Consider the following 20,494-nt stretch of genomic DNA (forward strand, 5'->3'; position numbering starts at 1 on the left):
TGTCACAATTTTGTCCTCTACATCGAGAGTGACCCATGGACACCCTGCAAAACATGCGTGCTTTCAGTTGCGTAGCTCAGCTGGGCAGCTTTACGGCTGCCGCCGCGCAGCTCGATACGACCACCGCGAACGTTTCGCGGGCGGTATCCAATCTGGAAGCCCATCTGCAAACCCGGCTGCTGAACCGCACCACCCGGCGTATCGCCCTGACCGAGGCGGGCAAGCGTTACCTGATGCGCTGCGAACAGATCCTCACCTACGTGGAGGAAGCCGAAGCCGAAGCCAGCGATGCCCACGCCCGTCCGGCCGGGCAACTGAAAGTGCATTCCATGACCGGTGTCGGTCAGCACTTCGTGGTCGACGCCATTGCCCGCTACCGCGAATCGCACCCGGACGTCACCTTCGACCTGACCATGGCCAACCGCGTACCGGACCTGCTCGACGAGGGCTACGACGTGTCCATCGTGCTGGCCAGCGAACTGCCCGACTCGGGGTTCGTTTCCCAGCGCCTGGGGATCACCTACAGCATTGTCTGTGCTTCGCCTGAATACGTGGCCAAGCAGGGTTTCGCGCACAAACCGGTCGACCTGCTCAAGCACGCCTGCCTGCGCATGGTCAGCCCGGTGATTCCCTTGGAAAAGTGGCTGTTCGATGGTCCGGAAGGCCAGGAACTGGTCAACATCTCCACCTCGCCGTTCCAGGTGAACTCGGCCGATGCGATGAAAACCGCGATTCGCAGCGGCATGGGCATGGGCGTGTTGCCGATCTATTCGGCAATCGACGGCCTGCGCGACGGAAGCCTGGTGCGGGTGATGCCCGAGTACCGGCTGCAGGAGCTGAACCTGTATGCCATCTACCCCTCTCGCCAGTACCTGGATGCGAAGATCAAGACCTGGGTGGAGTACTTGCGTAACTCCCTGCCAGAGATTCTCGCGGCCCACGAAGCGGACCTGAAAACCCACGAGCTGCAGATCGCCAACTGAAAAAGCTGCTGCGCCAAGGCGGTGGACAATGGTAGGTTGCTAACCAATACCGGCCTCTTCGCAACGATCCGGTTCATCCGCGAAGCCGCCACCACTGTCCTACCGCCTTGCAGAGAAGTAGCCCGATGAAAAAGACCGTCCTGGCCTTCAGCCGTATCACCCCGGCCATGGCCGAGCGCCTGCAGCAAGACTTCAACGTGATCCAGCCGAACCCTAAGCTCGGCGACATCGCTGCCCAGTTCAACGAAGCCCTGCCCGGGGCCCATGGTCTGATCGGCGTCGGTCGCAAGCTTGGCCGCGCCCAGCTTGAAGGCGCGGCCAAGCTGGAAGTGGTCTCCAGCGTGTCGGTCGGCTACGACAACTATGACCTGGATTACTTCAACGAGCGCGGCATCGCCCTGACCAATACCCCGGATGTGCTGACCGAAAGCACCGCCGACCTGGGTTTCTCGCTGATCATGGGCTGCGCCCGCCGCACCGCCGAACTCGACGCCTGGACCAAGGCTGGCCAGTGGCAGGCCACCGTCGGCCCGGCCCACTTCGGCACCGATGTGCACGGCAAGACGCTGGGTATCGTCGGTCTGGGCAACATCGGCGCGGCCGTGGCCCGTCGTGGTCGCTTCGGCTTCAACATGTCGATTCTGTATGCCGGCAACAGCCGAAAGACCGCGCTGGAGCAGGAACTCGGCGCTCAGTTCCGCAGCCTGGATCAACTGCTGGCCGAATCCGATTTCGTCTGCATCGTGGTGCCGCTGTCCGATGCCACCCGCAAGCTGATCAGTGCACGGGAGCTCAAACTGATGAAACCAAGTGCGTTCCTGATCAACATCGCCCGTGGCCCGGTGGTGGACGAGGCAGCGCTGGTCGAGGCGCTGCAAGCCGGAACCATTCGCGGCGCCGGCCTGGATGTGTACGAGAAAGAACCGCTGAGCGACTCGCCGCTGTTCAAGCTGCCAAACGCCCTGACCCTGCCACACGTTGGCTCGGCCACCGCCGAGACCCGTGAAGCCATGGCCAACCGAGCGATCGACAACCTGCGCGCGGCGCTGCTGGGTGAGCGTCCACGGGACTTGGTGAACCCGCAGGTCTGGAAGCATTGATGTATCGTTGTTGAGTTCTTCCAGCCTTGTCGCCGGCAAGCCGGCTCCTACCGCGCTGTCCTCCGTAGGAGTCGGCCTGCCGGCGATGGGCGCTACCTGACTGCCACCGCCCCAGCCACGTCACGTGCCTTGGGCTTACGAAACACCAGCACATTCCCCGCCATCACCGCCACCAGCCCCAACAGGGCGGGTGCCGTCCACTGATACCCCTCCGCGAACGCCGACACATTCAATGCCACCAGCGGGAACAGCACCGTGCAATAGGCCGCTCGCTCAGGCCCCATGCGACCTACCAGGGTCAGGTAGGCGGTGAAGCCGATCACCGAACCTGGAATCACCAGGTACAGCAACGAACCGATGTAGCGCAGGTTCCATTCCATCGCGAAGGGAATACCGCTGACCAGGCAATACAGCGCCAGCATCGACGCGCCATAGACCATGCCCCAGGCGTTGGTGGTCATGGGTTTGAGCCCCGCTTTCTGCTGCAGGCTGGAAAGCATGTTGCCGGCCGAGAAGCACAGGGTGCCCAATAGGGCCAGGCCCAGTCCATACAAGGTCTCGCGGCTGGCCGTGTGGCTGGACAGTTCAGGCCAGAACAGAAGGCCCAGGCCGAGTAAGCCCGTCGCCCCGCCAGCCAGCACATTAGTGGCGATTTTCTGGCCAAAGAAGATCCGTGCATTAAGCGCATTCCACAGGGTGGCGGTGGAGAACACCACCGCAATCAGGCCACTGGCGACCCATTGGCTGGCCGTGAGAAAGCACATGAAGTTGACGCAGAACAGGCACAAACCCTGCGCCAGGCAAACCAGATGGCCACGCCGGTTCATCGGCTGCAGCCGGCGCGTGAACAGCAGGATGGCGAACAGGATCAGGCCGGCCAAGGCGAAACGGTAGACGATCGATACCGGGATGGCGACCACGCCCAACTGCAGTTTGAGAGCGATCCAGGTGGTGCCCCAGATGAGCACAGTGAGTAAATACAAGGACAGGTTCATGGGTGGCTCCTTGGGTATTCGTCCATGCTTGCTAAGGCCGCTTGGCGGCCTATCGCCGGCAAGCTGGCTCCTGGAGAAGCCCGGTATTGCCGGGGATGAGACACCAGTGTTGTTTCTGTCGACCTTTGGCGCTTGCACAAACTTGCGCTTTTGCTTCGCCGGTAGCTGCCACGGCCTTGCAACCGCAGTACGATGGCTGCCAGAGGAAACGCCCATGACCCCACTGTCCCAGCTGCAAGTCTTCAACGCCATGCACGCCTCGCCCAACGCCAGGCTGGAGCTGAGCGCGCACCTGGGCGATGGGCTGGCAGCGGCGCTGTGGAGCAACCGCGACGATGCCCGCGACTACCAGGCGCCGAGCCACCACACGCTGTCGTGCTACATCGCCGACGGCACAGGGACTTTCCGGCGCCAGCGCCCGGACGACAAAGGCGCGCCGAACAAGCTGTGCATCATGCCCGCCGGCCACGAGTCGAACTGGGTGGTCAATGGCTCGATACGCCTGGCGCACCTGTACGTCAGCGAAACGCAGTTCGCCCTTGGCTGCATACGTCTGCTCGACCGCGAACCTCGCGAACTGCAGTTACGGGAAGCGACGTTCCTGGACGACCCGCAGCAGGCCGGGCGCTTTCGCCAGTTGATCACCCTGAACTGGGACGAACCCAGCGAACGACTGCTGGCCAGCAGCCTGGCCCATGAGATCGTCGACCATGCAGTGCTCGGTCAGGTTGGCCTGCGCGAAGGGTTGCGCTTGAAAGGTGGGCTGGCGCCCAGTGCGCGCCGGCAACTGGCCGACTACATCGAAGCGCATCTGGACCAGCCGATTACCCTGGGCGAGCTGGCGCTGTACTGCAACCTTTCCGAATATCACTTTGCACGCATGTTCCGCACCAGCTTCGGGCTACCGCCGCACCAGTACCTGCTGGCCCGGCGCCTGAACCGGGCTTGCCAGCTGTTGCGGCGGGGCGAGATGGCGCTCGGGGAGATTGCCTTGTCGTGCGGTTTTGCCAGTGCCAGCCATTTCAGTAATCGGTTCAAGCAGGCGTTCGGTGCAACACCCGGCGAATACCGCTTGGCTTTCGACACGTGAAATCGGGGCCGCACTGCAGCCCCACATTCCTAGAACTCAAGCGTGCTGGACAAGCTCACCTGCCGCGCATCGCCTATCGCGACAAAGTACTGATTCACGGCCGAGCTGTAGTACACCTTGTCGAACAGGTTCTTCACGTTCAACTGAAGGCGTACCTTGTGCTCGTCCAGCTTGGTTTCGTAACTGGCGAACGCATCGGCCACGGTGTAGGACGGCAAGTCGAAGGTGTTGGTCGCGTTGCCTGCCCGCTCCCCCACATAACGCACTCCTGTCCCCAGGCGCAGGTTGTCGCCGCCGAACAGACTGCCGAAGTCGTACACCGCCGACAACGAGCCGCTGTGCTTGGCCACGTTCTGCAGGCGATTGCCCTTGAGCTCCGGGTCCTTGGTGACTTCTGCATCGGTGTAGGCATAGCTGCCGATCAGGCTCCAGCGCTCGCTCAACTGGCCGGTGAGATCGAGTTCGACGCCTCGCGAACCGACTTCGCCGGCGTTGCTGTACACGGTTTCGCCACTGCTGGTATCGAAGTTGGCCACCAGCACGTTGCGCTTGGTGATGTCGAACAGCGCCAGGGTACCGGTGAGCTTGCCAGGCACATCGAGCTTGGCGCCAATCTCCCAGGACTTGCCCTCCTCCGGCGCAATGGACGAGTCCAGTACCAGCCCGCCGGTCAACGGGGCAATGCTCGAGTTAGGCTTGAACGACTCGCTGTAGCTGCCGTAGAACGACAATTGCTCGTCCACTTTGTACACGATGCCTGCATGCGGCACCCAGGCCTGGCCGCTGGTGTCGGTGTTGGCCTTGAACGGGCGACCGCGTCCGGCGTACTGGTCGTACTGCTGGAAACGCGCGCCGGCCACCAGGATCCAATGGTCGTCCAGGTGCAGCGCGTCCTGGAAGAACAGCGCATCGGTACGCAGCTTGTCGGTCTGGTCGCTGTCGCTGGCCCGCACGGTGCTGCCCTCCACTTCCTGGCCATAGACTGGGTTGAGGTAGCTGAAGGTCGACTGGCTGCTCTGGCGAATCAGGTCGCCGCGAAAGATCTTGCGGTCCTCGTGGTCGGCACCGAGCAACAGGTCATGCTGCATGCCCGCCAGTTCGACATTGCCGTTGAGGCTGACCGTGACGAACTGGTCGCGGCTCATGGCGTTGTGGGTGCCATCGATGCTGCGTTTGAGGGTGCCATTGGCTTCGTTCACGCCGGTCACGCGAACTTGGCTGGCATCGTAGGTCTCGCGGTTGAAGCTGTAGCCGACGTGCAGTTTCCAGTCATCGGCCAGCTGGTGGTCGACCTCCAGACGGTAGAGATCAGAGCGCCCTTGCATGTCGTTGAACGGCTCGTCCAGGCGCCGGGTGGCCGGGATGTTCAACGGATGGCCATCGCTGCCGAAGGCGGTGCCGCGGTCGAAGGGGTAGAGAAACTCGCGGTGCTCGTAGGCCAGTACCACTTGGGTGTCTTCGCCCAGCCAGGCCAGCGACGGCGCGACCAAAGACTCGCGATGCACGCCGTAATTGCGCCAGTAGTCTTCGTCTTCATGATCGACGATCAGGCGGTAGGCGAATTGACTGTCACCCAACGCGCCGGTGCTGTCGAACCCGCCACCGCTGCCGTTCTTGCCGCTCCCATAGGTGGAGCCTCGAACGGTCAGCGCGTTGTACTGCTCCAATTGTGGCCGCTTGCTGACCACGTTGATGACGCCACCTGGGTCCTGGATTCCATACAGCAGCGAGGCCGGACCTTTGAGCACCTCGATCCGCTCGGCGCTGGCATTGAGGCTTCGGCCCTGCACGATGGGCATGCCATCGCGCATGATCGAACCGTCACGGTTGTCGCCAAAGCCGCGCTTCATCACGGTGTCGGCGGTGCCGCCGAAATTGTTGCCCTGGGTGATGCCGCTGACGTTGGTCAGCGCATCGTCGAGGTTGCGTGGGGCCTGGTCGCGAATGACCTGCGCCGGAACCACGTTGATAGCCTGGGGTATGTCCTGCGTCGGTCCTTGCCCACGCATGATTGATGCTACCGCTGGTGGCTGGTAGCTGTGGGTGTCCATCTGCGAGGTCACCGTGGTGGCTTGCAGGTTCAGCGCGCCCGAGGTGTCCATAGGTTCGAGGGTCAAGGTACGGGCATCGACACGCCGCCAGGTCAGGCCGGAATTACCTAGCAACTGCTGCAATGCCTGCTCGGCACTGAAGCTGCCGTTGAGTGCCGGCGCCTGAATGACAGGCAGTTCAAGGGTATAAACCACGCTCTGGCCAGTGGCGCGACTGAAAGCGTTGATTGCCTGAGCCAAAGGTTGGCTGGGCTGAGCGAAGGCATACAACTGAACCTGCTCGGCGGCCTGCACCAGCGGGGCGACGGGCACGGCGCCAAGCGCCGCGAGGCCGAAGCAGAGAGGAATGCAACGCGGGGTGAACTTCATGGACGCTGACCTGTGAGAGGGTTATTACTGCGAATGAATCGCACTTCCACTCATTACACGTACGCCAGGTTCCGTTACCTCACCTTGTTTTGAACATTTTTTACCTGTGTCGGCCGCATCGCCGGCAGGCCGGCTCCTCCCTGGGCTTGCACACTTACCGAACAACAGTCAGACGCCCAAGGACCGTCTGACGCGAGAAGCCCAGCACCTTGCCCAGTGAGTCCAGCGCCAACAAAGGGTCCTGGACCGGGAAACTGCCACTGACCTTGCGTTGAGCCAACTGCTCATCGAGCAGCAGGATACGGCCTGGGTAATAACGCCCCAGATCCTCGACCACTTGCGCCAACGGCACCTGGTAGTAATTGAGCCAGCCCTGGCGCCAAGCCAAGCGGGTTTCGCTGTCCACACTCAAGGTCTCGCCTGGCCGTCCCTCGGCATAGACCAGTTGCTGATTGGCAGTCAACTCACGAGCAGCCCGGCCCTGAGCCGGCGTCACCGCCACGCGACCGCTGCGCACGGTGACCTGGGCACCGGCGCCCTGCTCGCGCACTTCGAACTGGGTTCCCAGCACGCGCACTTCACCACCTGCCGCCTCTACCAGGAACGGCTCGCCGGTGTGGGTCACCTGGAAGTACGCGGCCCCGCGCAACAGCCGTACGCGACGCTCCCCCTGACTGAAGTCGACGGCAATCGCACTGTCGGCATCCAGCACGACCTGCGACTGGTCGGCGAGGCTGACCTGGCGCACTCGCCCGGTGCTGCTGTAGTCGGCCTGCAGGTCTTGCAGCCAGTTGCCTGGATGCCAACCACCGGCAGTGCCCAAGGCCAACACCAGGCATGCCGCTGCAGCCAGGGGCCCTGCCATTCGCGACCAGCGGCGCCTGCGCGGGGTCGCTACCATCGCGTCCAGGTACTGCTGCAAGCCTGCACGCTCCTCCTGCGCCAGTCGGGCAGCCGGTGCGGCGCTCAGCCGCCAGAGTTCCTGGGCATCGGCATAGGCATCACGGTGTGCGGGGTCGGCCAGCAGCCAGCGCTTGAACGCCGCGCCGTTCGCTTCCTCTGGCCGTTCATTGATGCGGCTGAGCCAGTGCAACGCTGCCTGGGACTGGGCGGCGGAAATCGAATTCGGACGGCGGCTCATCGACGGGCGCTCCCTGGCCTGCGTGTGGACGACACGGGCTCGGCGACGCTCGCCTTGCACGCTTCAAGGGCGCGCATCATATGCTTTTCAACGGCGCTCTGGGACAGTTGCATGGCTTGGGCGATCTCACCGTACTTGCAGCCATGAATGCGGTTGAGCAGAAAGATCTGCCGTGTGCGTTCGGGCAGCGCCCGCAGCGCAGCTTCGATGCATTGCAGGTCGTGCTCGACCTCCAGCGCCTGCTCTGGTGCCTGGGCGACAGGCGTTTCGTCCAACGGCAGCGAGGCTTCGGCAACGCGCTCGCGGCTGCCTTCGCTGCGCAGATGGTCGATGGCCAGGTTGCCAGCGCAGCGCAGCAGATAAGTGTCGAGCGCCTCGACCTTGACCTCGGGCCGACGCCAGAAGCGCAGGAACAGTTCCTGGACCAGGTCCGCGGCTGTTGCGCGGCAACCGATCCGCCGGCTGACCAGCGCTTCCATGCGGGCGCGCTGGGCCAGGAATACCTGCAGAAAACGTGCACGCCCGCCTGTGCTGTCGGAGTCTGATTCGTTCATGGGTTCATAGGGCCAGCGCCACCCGCCCCGGGCGGCAGAAACAGGTCATTGAGATAGCCGTGAAGTTGCCGCCATAGCTGGCCAGGCCGCATTCAATAATAATGATTTCAATTCTCATAAGCAAAGGCCGGGAATGCGGTTTTCCTGACCTGACTGCCGCAAGTCTGTTTGCGCAGTAGCCGCAACAGGCTAATTGCAACAGGAAATTTATTTTCAAAAAGGGGTTGTAATCGTCGCGCCGTTGCCTGACCTTAGGGTCAAGAGGCGAAGAAATTCCAAGGGCCTCAATGGCCTAGGCACGCCTCCATGCGAGCAAGCTGAATAAGGATTGAATCATGCAAATCCAGGTCAACAGCAGCAACCATATCGAAGGCAACATCCGGCTCAATGAGTGGGTCCGCAGCACACTGCAGAGCACTCTCGAACGTTACGAGGACGACCTCACCCGCATCGAGGTGCACCTGCGCGACGAGAACGGCGCCAAGCCCGGACCGCATGACAAACGCTGCCAGATGGAGGCTCGCCCGAAAGGCCATCAGCCGATTTCCGTGACCCACACCGCCACCTCGCTGGACCAGGCCGTCGATGGCGCCGCCAGCAAGCTGAACAATGCGCTGGAGCACTTCTACGGCAAATTACGCAGCAAGCGCGGGGCACTGGAACTGAGTGATCCTGACGCCTGATCAAGCCCTATGTACAACAACGCCCGGCCTTGCGCCGGGCGTTTTCGTTTCCGTCGGCCATCGCGCCTGAACCAAGCCAGCGATTGCCGGTCAACTTCTGCAATCATCACGTGCAGAGCCTGACCATGAACAACCCTTTCGAGCAGATCAGCGCCGCCTTCGCCCCCGACTACCGGGTCAACCTGAGCATCGAACGCCTGGACGGCAGTATCATGCTGACGCTTTCGGACGATAGCGGCATGGTCGTCAAGCGCCTGATCAGCCAGGCCCAGCGCAACGACCCGGTGCGCTTGCAGCGTGTCATCGACAGCATTCGCCTGGGCCTGGCCATCGAGTTGGGACAGAACCCGTTGCAGGTGCTTGCTGCGCTAACCCGCGACCCACGTCCCGAACCGCGCAATTTCTCCGCCGTGGGCGTCGCTAACTGAAGCAGGGGTGGGCTGTCAGCCAAGACCCAGCATGTTGCCGATCTCTTTTTCGAGGTCCAGCAAATGCAGGCCGCGCACACGGTAACGAAGGTCGAAAGTGGCAGGTTGGTGGAACAGGCCAAACAACCCCTGATCGTAGGTAGGCTCCTCACCCCGACGCAGATGGTGCAAGACTTCATCGACCAGGTTGCGCGAGACGACCACATCGCAATCGATCACATCGGCAATTTCGGTGACATACACCGTATCCAGGTCGATTCCCAGCGGCAGGAAGGCCTCGGTCAGGTAAGCGCGGACGCTTTCAGCTTCAATCGTCATGGGGTTCTCCATTCGGCGTACGCAGCTCGCGACCCTGTGTCGCGATCAAGGACTCGACGCCGGACATCATTGAACCGCCGGGGGCGTTAACACCCGCGCTAACTATCTAGCCCCTCATTTGCCCTCTTCCAATTCTTTGCCGTTAGCGTCCAGCACCTTGGTCGACGGGTAGCGGTACGACGCGTAGCGCACCACCAGAATCGAGAACGCCAGCAACAGGATACCGCCGCACAGGTACAGCAGCCCTTCGTCCGGCGCCTTGTGGTGCGATACGTCACCGATCAGCAGGCGGGTCAACGCGGTGATGGCGACATACAGCAAGAAGCGGATCGGCATGTGGTTGGTCTTGAAGTAGATCCCCACCATCGCCCCGAGCTCCAGGTAGATGAACAGCAGCAGGATGTCATCCACGCTGATGCCGCCTTTGCCCAGCATGTCCAGGAAGGTCATCACTGCCGCATAGGCGGTGATAGCGCCGATGCCGAACAGCGCCAAGTAGTGGAACGCCTCGACGCACAGATTGCCCAGCGAGTCGGCCGAGCCGTGCAGGCCCTTGCGCAGTTTTTCAGCCCATTTGATGTTCACGATTGTCCATTCCCCGATACGACATGAAGGATGATGCATCACGCCTGTGACGCTTGTGCCATGCAGTTAAAGGGCCAGGCCCCCTCTCTTGGAAGGCGACCGAACGCCGCAAGACACCTGAGAGAGGCCGCCGACGCCAAACTGGGCTATAAAAATGCCAGTTCGCCAGCATGCAGGATTGCATTAGCGTCGATACTGTATGAATATACAGATATCACCTAGCACCTTCCCTTCTCCTTCGCTGAAGAGGCCAAACAATGGCTGTTGAAACCCTTTACCGCAGCTCTCGAGACCTGGAGACCCTTTTCGTGGACCGCAAACTCGCCGATGCGCATGACCAAATGCTCGAACTCGCCGAGGCGCTCACCGAAGTGTTGCTGAAGAATGTCGCCAACCTGAGTGAAAAACAGGCCGAAGACGCAGGCATCTTCATGGCCAAGAACCGCGCAGTGTTCGCTACTGCGTTCAAGAGCAACGCGTCGGCCCTGGGCGAACTGGTTCAGCCGAGCGAATAGCGGCTGGCGCGCAGCAGGCGAAGGAGCATGAGCCTTCGCCTCTCAACCGTACAACAGCCGTTCCGCCAGCATCTGCGCCACCCGCGCTGGCGAGCGCTTTTCTGCCTGGGCGTGGGCGAATACCTCGGTCAAGCGCGAGGGGATCCGCGCAAGATGCGCGGTGATGGTGGTCAGGTCTTCACCACGGTGCTTGAGGGCCACATAGATCAACCCGCCAGCATTGATGACGTAGTCGGGCGCATAAAGAATTCCGCGGGCCTCCAACTGGTCCGCCACCTGCAATGTGGTGAGCTGGTTGTTCGCCGATCCCGCTACCGCCGCGCAGCGCAGCTGCATCACGCTCTGGCCGGTGAGAACCGGCCCCACGCCGCACGGAGCGAAGATGTCGCAGGGGGTGCTGATCAAGGCGTCGTTGGTCACCGGGTGGGCGTTGAACTGCTCAACCGCCAGGCGCACGCGGCCAGGGTCCAGGTCACTCACCAGCAACTCCGCACCGGCCGCATGCAGTTGCTCGGCCAAGGCATAGCCCACATTGCCCAACCCCTGGACCGCTACCCGCAAGCCCTCCAGATTGCCACTGCCCAGGCGAGCCTGGGACGTGGCGCGAATACCGGCGAACACGCCCATCGCAGCATGCGGCGATGGGTCACCCGAGGCGGTGGTGCTGGTGACGTGGGGCGTGCTCTGGGCTATGCAGTCCATGTCCAGGGTCGAGGTGCCACTGTCCACGGCGGTTATGAAGCGACCTTGCAAGGTGTCGACAAAACGGCCAAAGGCCTCGAACAACGCCGCTCGGTTTTCCACATGCGGGTTGCGCATGATCACCGCTTTGCCGCCACCGAACGACAAACCAGCCAGCGCCGCTTTGTAGCTCATGCCTTGAGCCAGGCGAATGGCATCGGTCATGGCGCTTTCGTCATCGGCGTACGGCAGGTAGCGACAGCCCCCCATGGCCGGCCCCAGGTGTTCGCTGTGAATCGCCACCACAGCCTTCAACCCTGTGGTCGGGTCGATCCACAGGTGCATTGACTGGGTGCGGGTGCTTTGCATCAGCGCGAACATCAACTGGCTCCCCCAAGAGGTGCTCCTTTGAGTATAGGCAGGCAGCCCATCCAAGGCACTTTGGCGGACCACTGGACGAACGAGGGCGTCAAAGCTAATAGTTAAGCGTATGTGGAGAAGCGCGATGAACCCACGTCAAGCCTGCCAGACCTGCCTGGAGCGCCAGCCGGTCGCCCTGCTGGAAGCCGCCCTCTGGATCGCCGCCGAGCACGACCGAAATGTCGACCCGGCCGCGTGCCTTGTCACGGTGCACAACCTGCAGCGTGAGATCAGCGCCAACCTGCCGATGCTGCCGTTGTGTGAACTGGCCCAGCCACTGTTGCGTCAGCTCAATGCCCTTGGCTTCCAGCAGGACGAATACCACCCGCTACGCCCACAGGCAGCCTTGATGGACAAGGTGCTGCAACGTCGTCGCGGGCAACCGTTGACCCTTGCCATACTGGCCCTGGAGCTTGCGCAACGGCTGTCCATCCCCCTTGAGGGCGTTGGTTTTCCCGGGCACTTCCTGCTGCGCGTTCCCGGTGCCGATCACCTGCTCGACCCCTGCGGCGGCCGGCGCCTGTACCCGGCGGATTGCCGCGAACTGCTGGCCCGCCAGTTCGGCCCGCATGTGCCACTGACCGCCGAACATCTGCGGGTGGCAAGCCCGACGCAGATGCTGCAGCGACTGTCGCGCAACCTGCGTCAATTGCACATCAGCAACGATAACCACCTGGCCGCGTTGATCGATGCTGAGCGGGTCATGCAACTGGGGCCAGTCCAGGCCAGTGACTACACGGCCCGGGCCTCGCTTTACCAGCATCTGGATTGCCCCCAGGCCGAACGCTTCGACCTGGAGCATGCCTTGCTGCTGACCGACGATCCGATCCAGCGCCTGAAGCTGACCGAGCGCATCGGCCAGCTACCGGCGGTAAACCGGTCGATTCACTGAGCCGGTGTGTCCGGCTGGCGGGATGGGTGAGCCGTCACGAAGGCGGGGTGTCGCTGCGCAAGGGCCGCGACTCGGCGGATACGCGGGTAGGCACCCAGGTCGACAGTGAACCGCTCGGCCGCGTACAGCTGTGGAATCAAGTACACATCCGCCAACCCTGGCGAAGCGCCGAAACAGAAGCCCTCGTCACCGATCAGTTGTTCGATCGCCGCCAACCCCTGGCCAATCCAGTGGCCGATCCACTGGTTGACCTGCGACTCGTCATGCCCCAGCTGCCGCAGCTGGTTGAGCACGCTGACGTTGTGCAATGGATGGACATCGCAGGCGATGATCGCCGCTACAGCTCGCACCCTGGCCCTGTCCTCGGTACCCGCAGGCAGCAGTGCAGGCTGTGGATACGCCTCTTCGAGGTACTCGATGATCGCAGGGGACTGCACCAGCACATCACCGCCATCGGTGCGCAGGGCCGGCACACGGCCCTGTGGGTTGATGGCGGCATAACCTGCACCGAGCTGCTCACCCTTGAGCAGGTTCACCGGCAGGGCCAGGTAGTCCAGGCCCTTGAGCGCCAGGGCGATACGCACCCGAAAGGAAGAGGTGGAACGGTAGTAGGTATACAGCTCCATGTGCCGACCCTCGCTCAATTGGCCGCTACGATCTTGCCGCGGCATTCACCGAAACCGATGCTGGCGAAGCCCTCGCGCGTGCAGCGGGCACGCAGGATGATTTCGTCGCCGTCTTCGAGAAACTTGCGCACTTCGCCACTGGCCAGGGCTACCGGCTGCTTGCCACCTTCGGTGATCTCCAGCAGGCTGCCGTAGGAGCCAGGCGTGGCCCCGGACAGCGTCCCGGAGCCAAACAAGTCGCCCGGTTGTAGCTGGCAGCCGTTGACGCTGTGATGAGCCACCATCTGCGCCACGGTCCAGTACATGCTGCGGGTGTTGCTCAAGGTCAGGCGGTGGGCCGGCAGGCCTTGCTCGCGCAGGCCTTCGGTGAGCAGCAGCACCTCCAACTCGATGTCCAGTGCGCCATTGGCCTGGTCACGTTTGTCCAGCAGGTACGAGAGCGGTTGCGGGTCGCCTTCAGGGCGTGCTGGCTGGGCGCAACGGAAAGGCTCCAACGCCTCGGCGGTCACCACCCAGGGCGAAATGCTGGTGATGAAGCTCTTGGACAGGAACGGGCCAAGCGGCTGGTACTCCCAGGCCTGGATATCACGCGCCGACCAGTCGTTGAGCAGGCAGTAGCCGGCCACGTGCTCGGCGGCATCCCCCACTGGGATCGCCTGGCCCAGGTCATTGCCCTGGCCAATCCAGATGCCCAGCTCCAGCTCGTAGTCCAACCGCGCGCAGGGGCCGAAGGTCGGCTCGCTCTGCCCGGCCGGCAGCGTCTGGCCCTTGGGACGACGCACCTCGGTACCGGAGGGGCGCAGGGTCGATGCCCGGCCGTGATAGCCGATCGGCACATACTTGTAGTTGGGCAGCAACGGGTTGTCGGGACGGAACAGTTTGCCGACATTTTTGGCGTGCTCGATACCGACGTAGAAATCGGTGTAATCGCCGACTTTGGCTGGCAGGTGCAGCTGGCAGTCACCGGCCGGATACAGCGCGGCCTTGAGGGCAGCCTGATGCTCGCTGTGCTCCCCCAGCAGCACCAACAGGCGCTCGCGCAGGGCGACACGGGCGCTGCGGCCCAGCGCGAAGAAGGCATTCAGTTGCCCACCCCGAGTAGCCTCGACCGCAGTCTTGGCCTGCCCTTCGAACAGGCCGGCGGCCAGTACCGCCTCCAGGTCGAGGATGGCATCGCCAATGGCGACGCCACATCGCTGTGCCTCACCAGGACGACTGAAGATTCCCAATGGCATGTTCTGCAACGGGAAGTCGCTATGCCCGTTGGCGTGCTCTACCCAGCTGCGGGCAATGGCGGTCTGGTTCATCGGTTATCTCCGGTTCGGGTTGAAGGTGCTCGGCAGGGTTGCCCAGCAACTATCGTAGTCGGCCTGCAATTGGGGGCATTCGAGGGCATGGCGGCTTGGGCGCAGCACCTGGCTGGTCTCGAACATGAAAGCCATGGTGTTGTCGATCTTGTGCGGCGCAAGGTCTGCGGCGATGGCTTTCTCGCAGGTTTCGGCATCCGGCCCGTGGGCGCTCATCACGCCATGCAGCGAAGCGCCGCCAGGCAGGAAACCTTCGGCCTTGGCGTCGTAGGCGCCTTGGATCAGGCCCATGAACTCATTCATCAGGTTGCGGTGGAACCATGGGGGTCGGAAGGTGTTCTCGGCCACCATCCAGCGTGGCGGGAAGATCACGAAGTCCATGTTGGCCATGCCGTGGACGCTGGTCGGTGATGTCAGCACGGTGAAAATGGATGGGTCCGGGTGGTCGAAGCTGACCGTGCCCAAGGTATTGAAACGGCGCAGGTCATACTTGTAGGGCACATGACTGCCGTGCCAGGCGACCACATCCAACGGCGAGTGCTGCAGCTCGCAGGCCCAGTGCTCGCCGAGGAACTTCTGCACCAGTTGTACCGGCCCGGTGGACTCTTCGTAATGGGCGACCGGCGTCAAGAAATCACGCGGGTTGGCCAGGCCATTGCTACCGATTGGCCCCAGCTCCGGAATGCGCAGCGGCGCCCCATGGTTCTCTGCCAGGTAACCACGGGCGTGGCCGTCGAGGAGTTCGACACGGAACTTCATGCCCCGCGGGATCACCGCGATTTCCAGCGGCTCGACTTCCATGACCCCAAGCTCGGTGGCGATGCGCAACCGTCCCTGCTCCGGCACCAGCAGCAGTTCGCCGTCGGCATTGAAGAACACCCGTTCCATGGAACGGTTGGCGCTGTAGATATAGATGCTGACGCCAGCGGGTTTGTCCGCCGACGCGTTGGCCACCATTGGCAGCCAGCCTTCGATGAAATCGGTGGCCTCGGTGGGGATTGGCTGTGGGTTCCAACGCAGGCGGTTGGGAGTGCTCGCACCAAGCGGGCCGTTCAGTGGCTGGCGCTCGAGGCGCTCGAAGCGCGGGTGCAGTGCCGAGGGACGAATGCGATACAACCAAGTGCGACGCAGTTCGCTGCGGGCCATGGTGAAGGCGGTGCCGGAAAGCAGTTCGGCGTACAGGCCGTAAGGGGCTTTCTGCGGCGAGTTCTGCCCCACCGGCAATGCGCCAGGCAACGCTTCACTGGCAAACTCGTTGCCAAAGCCGCTCAAGTAGTGAAGGTCGGGGGACGTGTCACTGTTCATCGATGCCTCCGGGCTCGTGCAGAGCCGTTGTTGGCAGCTGGCTGCGGGAGAAGGCAGCGCGTCTGCATTGTTTTTATCGTAATCAGATTACGTATAACGTAATTTGCTCCCCGAAAGGCGTCAAGCTATAAAGACGCCACTCGAAGACTTCGGAAGCCCCAGTCCATGGCCAAAGCCAGCCCCCCCGCCGACAACGGCAAGCAGAAGGTCCGCTCGGCAGAAGTCGGCACCGACATCCTCAAGGCCCTGGCCGAGCTCTCCCCTTCCACGTCGTTGTCGCGTCTGGCCGAGCATGTGCAGATGCCCGCAAGCAAGGTGCACCGCTATTTGCAGGCGCTGATCGCCAGCGGCTTCGCTGAGCAGGATGCAGCCACCAACCACTATGGGTTGGGACGCGAGGCCTTGCGGGTGGGGCTAGCCGCGTTAGGTAGCATCGATGTGCTGAAAATCTCGGCCTTGCCGCTGTCGCAGTTGCGCGACGAACTCAACGAAAGCTGCTTCATCGCGGTGTGGGGCAACCAGGGAGCGACCGTGGTGAGCATCGAGCCGGCGGTGCGTGCGGTGACCGTGGTGACCCAGATCGGCTCGGTATTGCCGTTGCTGAGTTCCTCGACCGGGCTGGTCTTCGCCGCCTACCTGCCCGAACGCGAAACGCGAGAATTGCGTGACCGCGAGCTGGCTTCGCTGGGGCAAACGCCTGCGGATTATGGACCCGTGCTGGCCGGTATCCGCGCGCGCGGCCTGCACCATGTGCATGGCCTGCTGATGCCGGGGGTCGATGCGCTGTCGGCACCCGTATTCAATGCCATGGGCCAGATTGCCGCCGTGATGACCGTGGTGGGGCCAACCTCGATCTTCCATGCCGACGAATCTGGCCCGGCGGCACGGCAGCTGTTGGCGGCGGCTCAAGAGGTCAGTTGGCGGATGGGCTATTCGCCGAGGGTTGAGTGAGCCTGCAGGGCGGAGGTGAAAACCTGAAAAGAGACAGGAATTGCGCTACGGGCACTTTTACCCGAAACGTAAAGGTGAATGTCACCAGCGACTATTTTTCCCCCAGGATCAAGCGCTTATTCTTGTCTCACTGGCTGGCACGAAGGGCTCTCCCCCCGCCTTTCGCGCCGAACAGGGTTCACCGACGTTGATTTTGAAGCTCCTTGATCATACGTCTCGATTGGCCGCTGCCTTTGCAGCGGTCTTTTTTTTGGCTTGCCACAATCAACCCAGCGGATATTTCTGCAGGTTCGCCATCATCTGCTGCAATGCCTGCAGGCTGTCCTCTGGGTGTACCGCACCCTGGAAATCGCCGATTTGTTCCCAGCTTTGCGCCACCTGCTCGGGGGTGAAACCTTCCCGTGGGTCAAAGCCGACGCCCAGACTACGCTCCCAGCGCACTTTGCCAATCCAGCCACCGCCGACCTCGAATAGCTGACCTGTGTCCTGGCACTGCTCGCTACCCAGGTACACCACCAGCGGGCTGATCAGTTCAGGTTTGAGCCGGTCGAACACTTGCGGCGGAATCAACCCCTCGGTCATTCGGGTCCCCCCCGTCGGCGCTATGGCATTGACCAGAACGCCATGCTTGCGTCCTTCGATGGCCAGTGTACGGGTCAGGCCGTAGAGGCCGAGCTTGGCCATCCCGTAGTTGGCCTGGCCGAAATTGCCGTAGATGCCGGACGTCGAGGCGGTGAAGATCACGCGTCCCCAGTTCTGCGCGCGCAGGTGCGGCCAGGCTGCATGGGTCACTTTGTAGGCGCCTTCGACATGCACCTGATAGACCTGATCCCAGTCGCTGTCTTCCATCTTGTGGAACGTCTTGTCACGCAGGATGCCGGCATTGTTCACCAGTACATCGACCCGACCAAAGCTGTCCAGGGCCTGCTCGACGATACGGGCGCCGTCGGCGACCGAGTCATGGTTGGCCACCGCCGTTCCCCCTGCAGCGCGGATCTCGGCCACCACGCGATCAGCCGCCGAAGCACTGGCACCTTCACCGTGGGTCGAGCCGCCCAGATCGTTGACCACGACTTTGGCGCCACGCTCGGCAAACAACAATGCATGGGCGCGGCCCAAGCCACCCCCGGCTCCCGTGACGATCACCACTCGGTCTTGCAGTTGCACCGGCTCGCTCATGTTCGTGGCTCCTGGTCAGGTTGGATGCAGCGAGTGTCCGCCAGCCCCGCAGGGCGAACAATCAAGCTCACTCAGGCTGAATGCCGGGCGATAACGCAGGGCGATGATCGCCTGGTCAGGACCAGGCGACCTTCAGCGGCAGGAAACTCAGCGGCTGTTCGCGAAACGTCAGGTAGTGACGCAGCACCTGCACGGGTGCCTCGGTATGCGGGTAATGGCCAATGCCTTGTAGCTGCACGGTGTCCGGCTCGGGTACCAGTTCCCGGTAGCGCTCGACCATGCGGATGCCCGAGATCGGGTCGACCACACCGTTGATCAAGCGCATCGGCACCCCTGCGCGCTGCATTGCCGCGACCCAGCGCTCGCGGTGCAGCCTGCGTTCGGGTACATAGCCCACCAGCTTGTGCAGAATGCGTGTACCCCGGTTGGCCGCGATCAGACTCCAGCAATCGTCCAGCGCGCTCTCGCTGGGATGTGTGCATGGGCCATAGATCTGGGTGACGCTGCGCACCAGGTCGTCCCGCCCGAACGAACGGCCCACCAGCCAACCCAGCCGGCTGAGCAGGAGCTTTTGAATCAGCAACACCTGGCAGCGCTCGGGGAACAATCCGCTGTTGAGGAACACGCAACTGGCGATTTCCGCGCGCTGTTCGTGGTGTCGCGCCAGCAACTCCTGGGCGACGCTGCCACCATAGCCATGCGCCAGCAGGTGCACCGGCTGGTCGACCTGCAGATGGGCAAGCAAAGCCTGCTGCAAGTCGGCTTGCTCCATCAAGCTGTAGGTGTGTTTGAGCGGTTTGGCAGAGTCGCCAAAACCCAGCATGTCGCAGGCAATGACCCGGAAGCGCTGAGCCAGCGGCGCCCACAGGTAGTGCCAATCCCAACTCGCGGTGGGAAATCCGTGCAACAGTAGCAGGGGCTCTCCTTGCCCTGCGGTCCAGTAGCGGATGCTCTGGCTCCGGAATGAGAAATGCTGTCCCCGGGTACGCCAGACGCACAATGGAATCTCGGCCAAAGGCATCAGAATCGTCCCGTCGGATAAGGGTTGGTGGAATAGGGCAAGGCTGCGGTCATTGCATGTCACCTCGGCACTTACATGTGCTCTCTACATCGAACCTCAGTCTAGCCAGCCGCCGAAGCAGAGAAACTTGCGTTGACAGCCAGCTTGATGACTCAGCGAGTCAGTGGCACGAACGGTCACAACAGCATGGCCAGAAGCGGCGCCGCAAACAGGTTCAGCAGCCCCGTCAGGACCATGACCAGGCCGGCCACGGAACCTTCTTCGCGGCCCACTTCCTGCGCCCGACTGACCCCAGCGCCATGAGCCCCAACCCCGAACAGGGCCCCTCTGGCCAAAGGCGTGCGCAAGGGCAACCAACGCAGCAGCACACCCCCGAACATCGCCCCCAGCACGCCGGTGAACATCACGAACACGGCCGTCAGCTCCGGGACGCCACCCAGGTCGTGGGCCAGCGGCATGGCGAAGGGCGTGGTGATCGAGCGAGGCACCAGCGACAGGCTGATCGCATTGTCCAGCGCCAACAGGTGCGCCAGCCCCCAGGAGCTGGCAATGGAAGCCGCGCTGCCAGCCACCATGCCGATCAACAATGCTGGCCAGTGCCGGGCCAACAGGGCCCGCTGCTGCCAGATAGGTACCGCGAATGCCACGGTCACCGGCCCAAGGACACTCATCAGCCAATGGGTGTTGCGTGCGTACTCGGCGTAGGCCGTGTGCAGCGGAATGGCGACCGCCAACAGCAGCGTTGGCACCAGTATCAACGGCGACAGCAGGTAGCGACCGCTACGCCGGTACAGCCAGCGGCTGCCCAGGTAGGCGGCCAGGGTCAGGGCCAACCAGAATAGCGGCATGGGCTCAAGACTCATGGCGCAGCCTCCAGCGACACACCCACTCGACGGTCACGGCAGTGACCACCATCACCATCAGTGTGCTCACGGCGATCACCAGCAATATTCGCCAGCCTTCGTGGCGCACCAAGGCGCCGTAGTCGAGCAGGCTCATCAGTGCCGGAATGAAGAACAGCAGCATCTCAGCCATCAGCCAGCCGGCGCCCAGTTGCAAGGTGGCGGGTTTGATCACGCCGCTGGCAAACAGCAGCAACAGCAGCGCAAGCCCCATCACACCGCCCGGGATGGGCCAGCCCAACCAGGCGGCCAATTGGCCGCCGAGCAGGAACAACGCCAACAGCGCCGCCAGCTCGCCAAGCAGACGCAGGATCTTTTTCAGTAACGCGGGTTTCATGGGGGAGTCCTCGACAGGCCCTCATCTTAAAATTTGCCTGCCTAGGCCAGAAGCGAATTGT

The 20,494-nt window shown here is 62.7% G+C and carries 22 protein-coding genes; 8 read left to right on the forward strand and 14 right to left on the reverse strand.

All coding sequences use genetic code 11. The annotated features are described in order from the left end of the window. Nucleotides 1-35: 35 nt before the first annotated feature. Nucleotides 36-983, forward strand: a complete 948-nt coding sequence (locus C4Q26_RS07565) for a LysR family transcriptional regulator (protein ID WP_023378747.1) — start codon at nt 36-38, stop codon at nt 981-983. Nucleotides 984-1,108: 125 nt separating this feature from the next. Then, a complete protein-coding gene (locus C4Q26_RS07570; RefSeq protein WP_023378746.1) occupies nt 1,109-2,083 on the forward strand; it encodes a D-glycerate dehydrogenase in 975 nt (324 codons plus the stop codon). A 92-nt stretch (nt 2,084-2,175) separates the two neighbouring features. Here the strand turns inward: C4Q26_RS07570 and C4Q26_RS07575 are convergent, their stop codons facing one another. After that, the gene (locus C4Q26_RS07575) at nt 2,176-3,078 is read right to left on the reverse strand and encodes a DMT family transporter (RefSeq protein WP_023378745.1); all 903 of its coding nucleotides are present in this window, start codon (nt 3,076-3,078) and stop codon (nt 2,176-2,178) included. A 214-nt stretch (nt 3,079-3,292) separates the two neighbouring features. Here C4Q26_RS07575 and C4Q26_RS07580 point away from each other — a divergent pair, with 214 nt between their 5' ends. Then, complete coding sequence (locus C4Q26_RS07580) at nt 3,293-4,168, forward strand: AraC family transcriptional regulator (protein WP_027908057.1); 876 nt, start codon at nt 3,293-3,295, stop codon at nt 4,166-4,168. A gap of 29 nt (nt 4,169-4,197) precedes the next feature. Here the strand turns inward: C4Q26_RS07580 and C4Q26_RS07585 are convergent, their stop codons facing one another. The 3 genes from C4Q26_RS07585 to C4Q26_RS07595 form a co-directional block, all read right to left on the reverse strand. After that, a complete protein-coding gene (locus C4Q26_RS07585) occupies nt 4,198-6,588 on the reverse strand; it encodes a TonB-dependent siderophore receptor (RefSeq protein ID WP_023378743.1) in 2,391 nt (796 codons plus the stop codon). 154 nt (nt 6,589-6,742) lie between these two features. Next, the gene (locus C4Q26_RS07590; RefSeq protein WP_104882934.1) at nt 6,743-7,729 is read right to left on the reverse strand and encodes a FecR domain-containing protein; all 987 of its coding nucleotides are present in this window, start codon (nt 7,727-7,729) and stop codon (nt 6,743-6,745) included. After that, the gene (locus tag C4Q26_RS07595) at nt 7,726-8,283 is read right to left on the reverse strand and encodes an RNA polymerase sigma factor (protein WP_023378741.1); all 558 of its coding nucleotides are present in this window, start codon (nt 8,281-8,283) and stop codon (nt 7,726-7,728) included. The genes C4Q26_RS07590 and C4Q26_RS07595 overlap by 4 nt, the downstream gene beginning before the upstream one ends. 335 nt (nt 8,284-8,618) lie before the next feature. Here C4Q26_RS07595 and C4Q26_RS07600 point away from each other — a divergent pair, with 335 nt between their 5' ends. Continuing rightward, the gene (locus C4Q26_RS07600) at nt 8,619-8,966 is read left to right on the forward strand and encodes an HPF/RaiA family ribosome-associated protein (protein WP_023378740.1); all 348 of its coding nucleotides are present in this window, start codon (nt 8,619-8,621) and stop codon (nt 8,964-8,966) included. Between the two features lie 125 nt (nt 8,967-9,091). Next, nucleotides 9,092-9,394 carry a DUF3509 domain-containing protein gene (locus C4Q26_RS07605; RefSeq protein ID WP_027908054.1) on the forward strand — a complete coding sequence of 101 codons (303 nt, stop codon included), beginning with the start codon at nt 9,092-9,094 and terminating at the stop codon, nt 9,392-9,394. A gap of 15 nt (nt 9,395-9,409) precedes the next feature. Here C4Q26_RS07605 and C4Q26_RS07610 read toward each other — a convergent pair whose 3' ends face one another. Then, nucleotides 9,410-9,712 (reverse strand): hypothetical protein, encoded by a 303-nt coding sequence (locus C4Q26_RS07610; RefSeq protein WP_027908053.1) that lies wholly within the window; start codon nt 9,710-9,712, stop codon nt 9,410-9,412. A gap of 114 nt (nt 9,713-9,826) precedes the next feature. Further along, complete coding sequence (locus C4Q26_RS07615) at nt 9,827-10,297, reverse strand: phosphate-starvation-inducible protein PsiE (RefSeq protein WP_023378737.1); 471 nt, start codon at nt 10,295-10,297, stop codon at nt 9,827-9,829. 257 nt (nt 10,298-10,554) lie between these two features. On the opposite strand from C4Q26_RS07615, the gene C4Q26_RS07620 reads away from it, so the two are divergent. After that, nucleotides 10,555-10,812: a YebG family protein gene (locus C4Q26_RS07620; RefSeq protein ID WP_023378736.1), complete on the forward strand. Its 258-nt coding sequence runs from the start codon at nt 10,555-10,557 to the stop codon at nt 10,810-10,812. 42 nt (nt 10,813-10,854) lie between these two features. On the opposite strand, the gene C4Q26_RS07625 is transcribed toward C4Q26_RS07620, so the two are convergent. Next, nucleotides 10,855-11,874 (reverse strand): Glu/Leu/Phe/Val dehydrogenase dimerization domain-containing protein, encoded by a 1,020-nt coding sequence (locus C4Q26_RS07625; protein ID WP_023378735.1) that lies wholly within the window; start codon nt 11,872-11,874, stop codon nt 10,855-10,857. 124 nt (nt 11,875-11,998) lie between these two features. On the opposite strand from C4Q26_RS07625, the gene C4Q26_RS07630 reads away from it, so the two are divergent. Then, a complete protein-coding gene (locus C4Q26_RS07630; RefSeq protein WP_104882935.1) occupies nt 11,999-12,805 on the forward strand; it encodes a SirB1 family protein in 807 nt (268 codons plus the stop codon). On the opposite strand, the gene maiA is transcribed toward C4Q26_RS07630, so the two are convergent. The 3 genes from maiA to hmgA are packed head-to-tail and all read right to left on the reverse strand — an operon-like array spanning nt 12,799 to nt 16,043. Continuing rightward, nucleotides 12,799-13,431, reverse strand: a complete 633-nt coding sequence (maiA, locus tag C4Q26_RS07635) for a maleylacetoacetate isomerase (RefSeq protein ID WP_104882936.1) — start codon at nt 13,429-13,431, stop codon at nt 12,799-12,801. The genes C4Q26_RS07630 and maiA overlap by 7 nt on opposite strands. A 14-nt stretch (nt 13,432-13,445) precedes the next feature. Then, nucleotides 13,446-14,738 carry a fumarylacetoacetase gene (gene fahA, locus C4Q26_RS07640; protein ID WP_104882937.1) on the reverse strand — a complete coding sequence of 431 codons (1,293 nt, stop codon included), beginning with the start codon at nt 14,736-14,738 and terminating at the stop codon, nt 13,446-13,448. Between the two features lie 3 nt (nt 14,739-14,741). Further along, nucleotides 14,742-16,043, reverse strand: coding sequence for a homogentisate 1,2-dioxygenase (gene hmgA / locus C4Q26_RS07645; protein WP_104882938.1), 1,302 nt, complete (start codon nt 16,041-16,043; stop codon nt 14,742-14,744). A 165-nt stretch (nt 16,044-16,208) separates the two neighbouring features. On the opposite strand from hmgA, the gene C4Q26_RS07650 reads away from it, so the two are divergent. Beyond that, the gene (locus tag C4Q26_RS07650) at nt 16,209-16,994 is read left to right on the forward strand and encodes an IclR family transcriptional regulator (RefSeq protein WP_104882939.1); all 786 of its coding nucleotides are present in this window, start codon (nt 16,209-16,211) and stop codon (nt 16,992-16,994) included. A gap of 264 nt (nt 16,995-17,258) precedes the next feature. Here C4Q26_RS07650 and C4Q26_RS07655 read toward each other — a convergent pair whose 3' ends face one another. The 4 genes from C4Q26_RS07655 to C4Q26_RS07670 all read right to left on the reverse strand — a co-directional run bounded on the left by C4Q26_RS07655 (nt 17,259) and on the right by C4Q26_RS07670 (nt 20,433). Then, nucleotides 17,259-18,173 (reverse strand): SDR family oxidoreductase, encoded by a 915-nt coding sequence (locus C4Q26_RS07655; protein WP_104882159.1) that lies wholly within the window; start codon nt 18,171-18,173, stop codon nt 17,259-17,261. A 115-nt stretch (nt 18,174-18,288) separates the two neighbouring features. Continuing rightward, nucleotides 18,289-19,194: an alpha/beta fold hydrolase gene (locus C4Q26_RS07660; RefSeq protein ID WP_104882940.1), complete on the reverse strand. Its 906-nt coding sequence runs from the start codon at nt 19,192-19,194 to the stop codon at nt 18,289-18,291. 176 nt (nt 19,195-19,370) lie between these two features. Further along, on the reverse strand, nt 19,371-20,057 hold the full coding sequence (locus tag C4Q26_RS07665) for an LrgB family protein (RefSeq protein ID WP_027908047.1): 687 nt from the start codon (nt 20,055-20,057) through the stop codon (nt 19,371-19,373). Then, on the reverse strand, nt 20,047-20,433 hold the full coding sequence (locus C4Q26_RS07670; RefSeq protein ID WP_104882941.1) for a CidA/LrgA family protein: 387 nt from the start codon (nt 20,431-20,433) through the stop codon (nt 20,047-20,049). Before C4Q26_RS07670 ends, C4Q26_RS07665 begins: the two co-directional genes overlap by 11 nt. Nucleotides 20,434-20,494: the final 61 nt, after the last annotated feature.

The organism is Pseudomonas sp. SWI44, assembly GCF_002947915.1.
Taxonomy (GTDB): domain Bacteria; phylum Pseudomonadota; class Gammaproteobacteria; order Pseudomonadales; family Pseudomonadaceae; genus Aquipseudomonas; species Aquipseudomonas taiwanensis.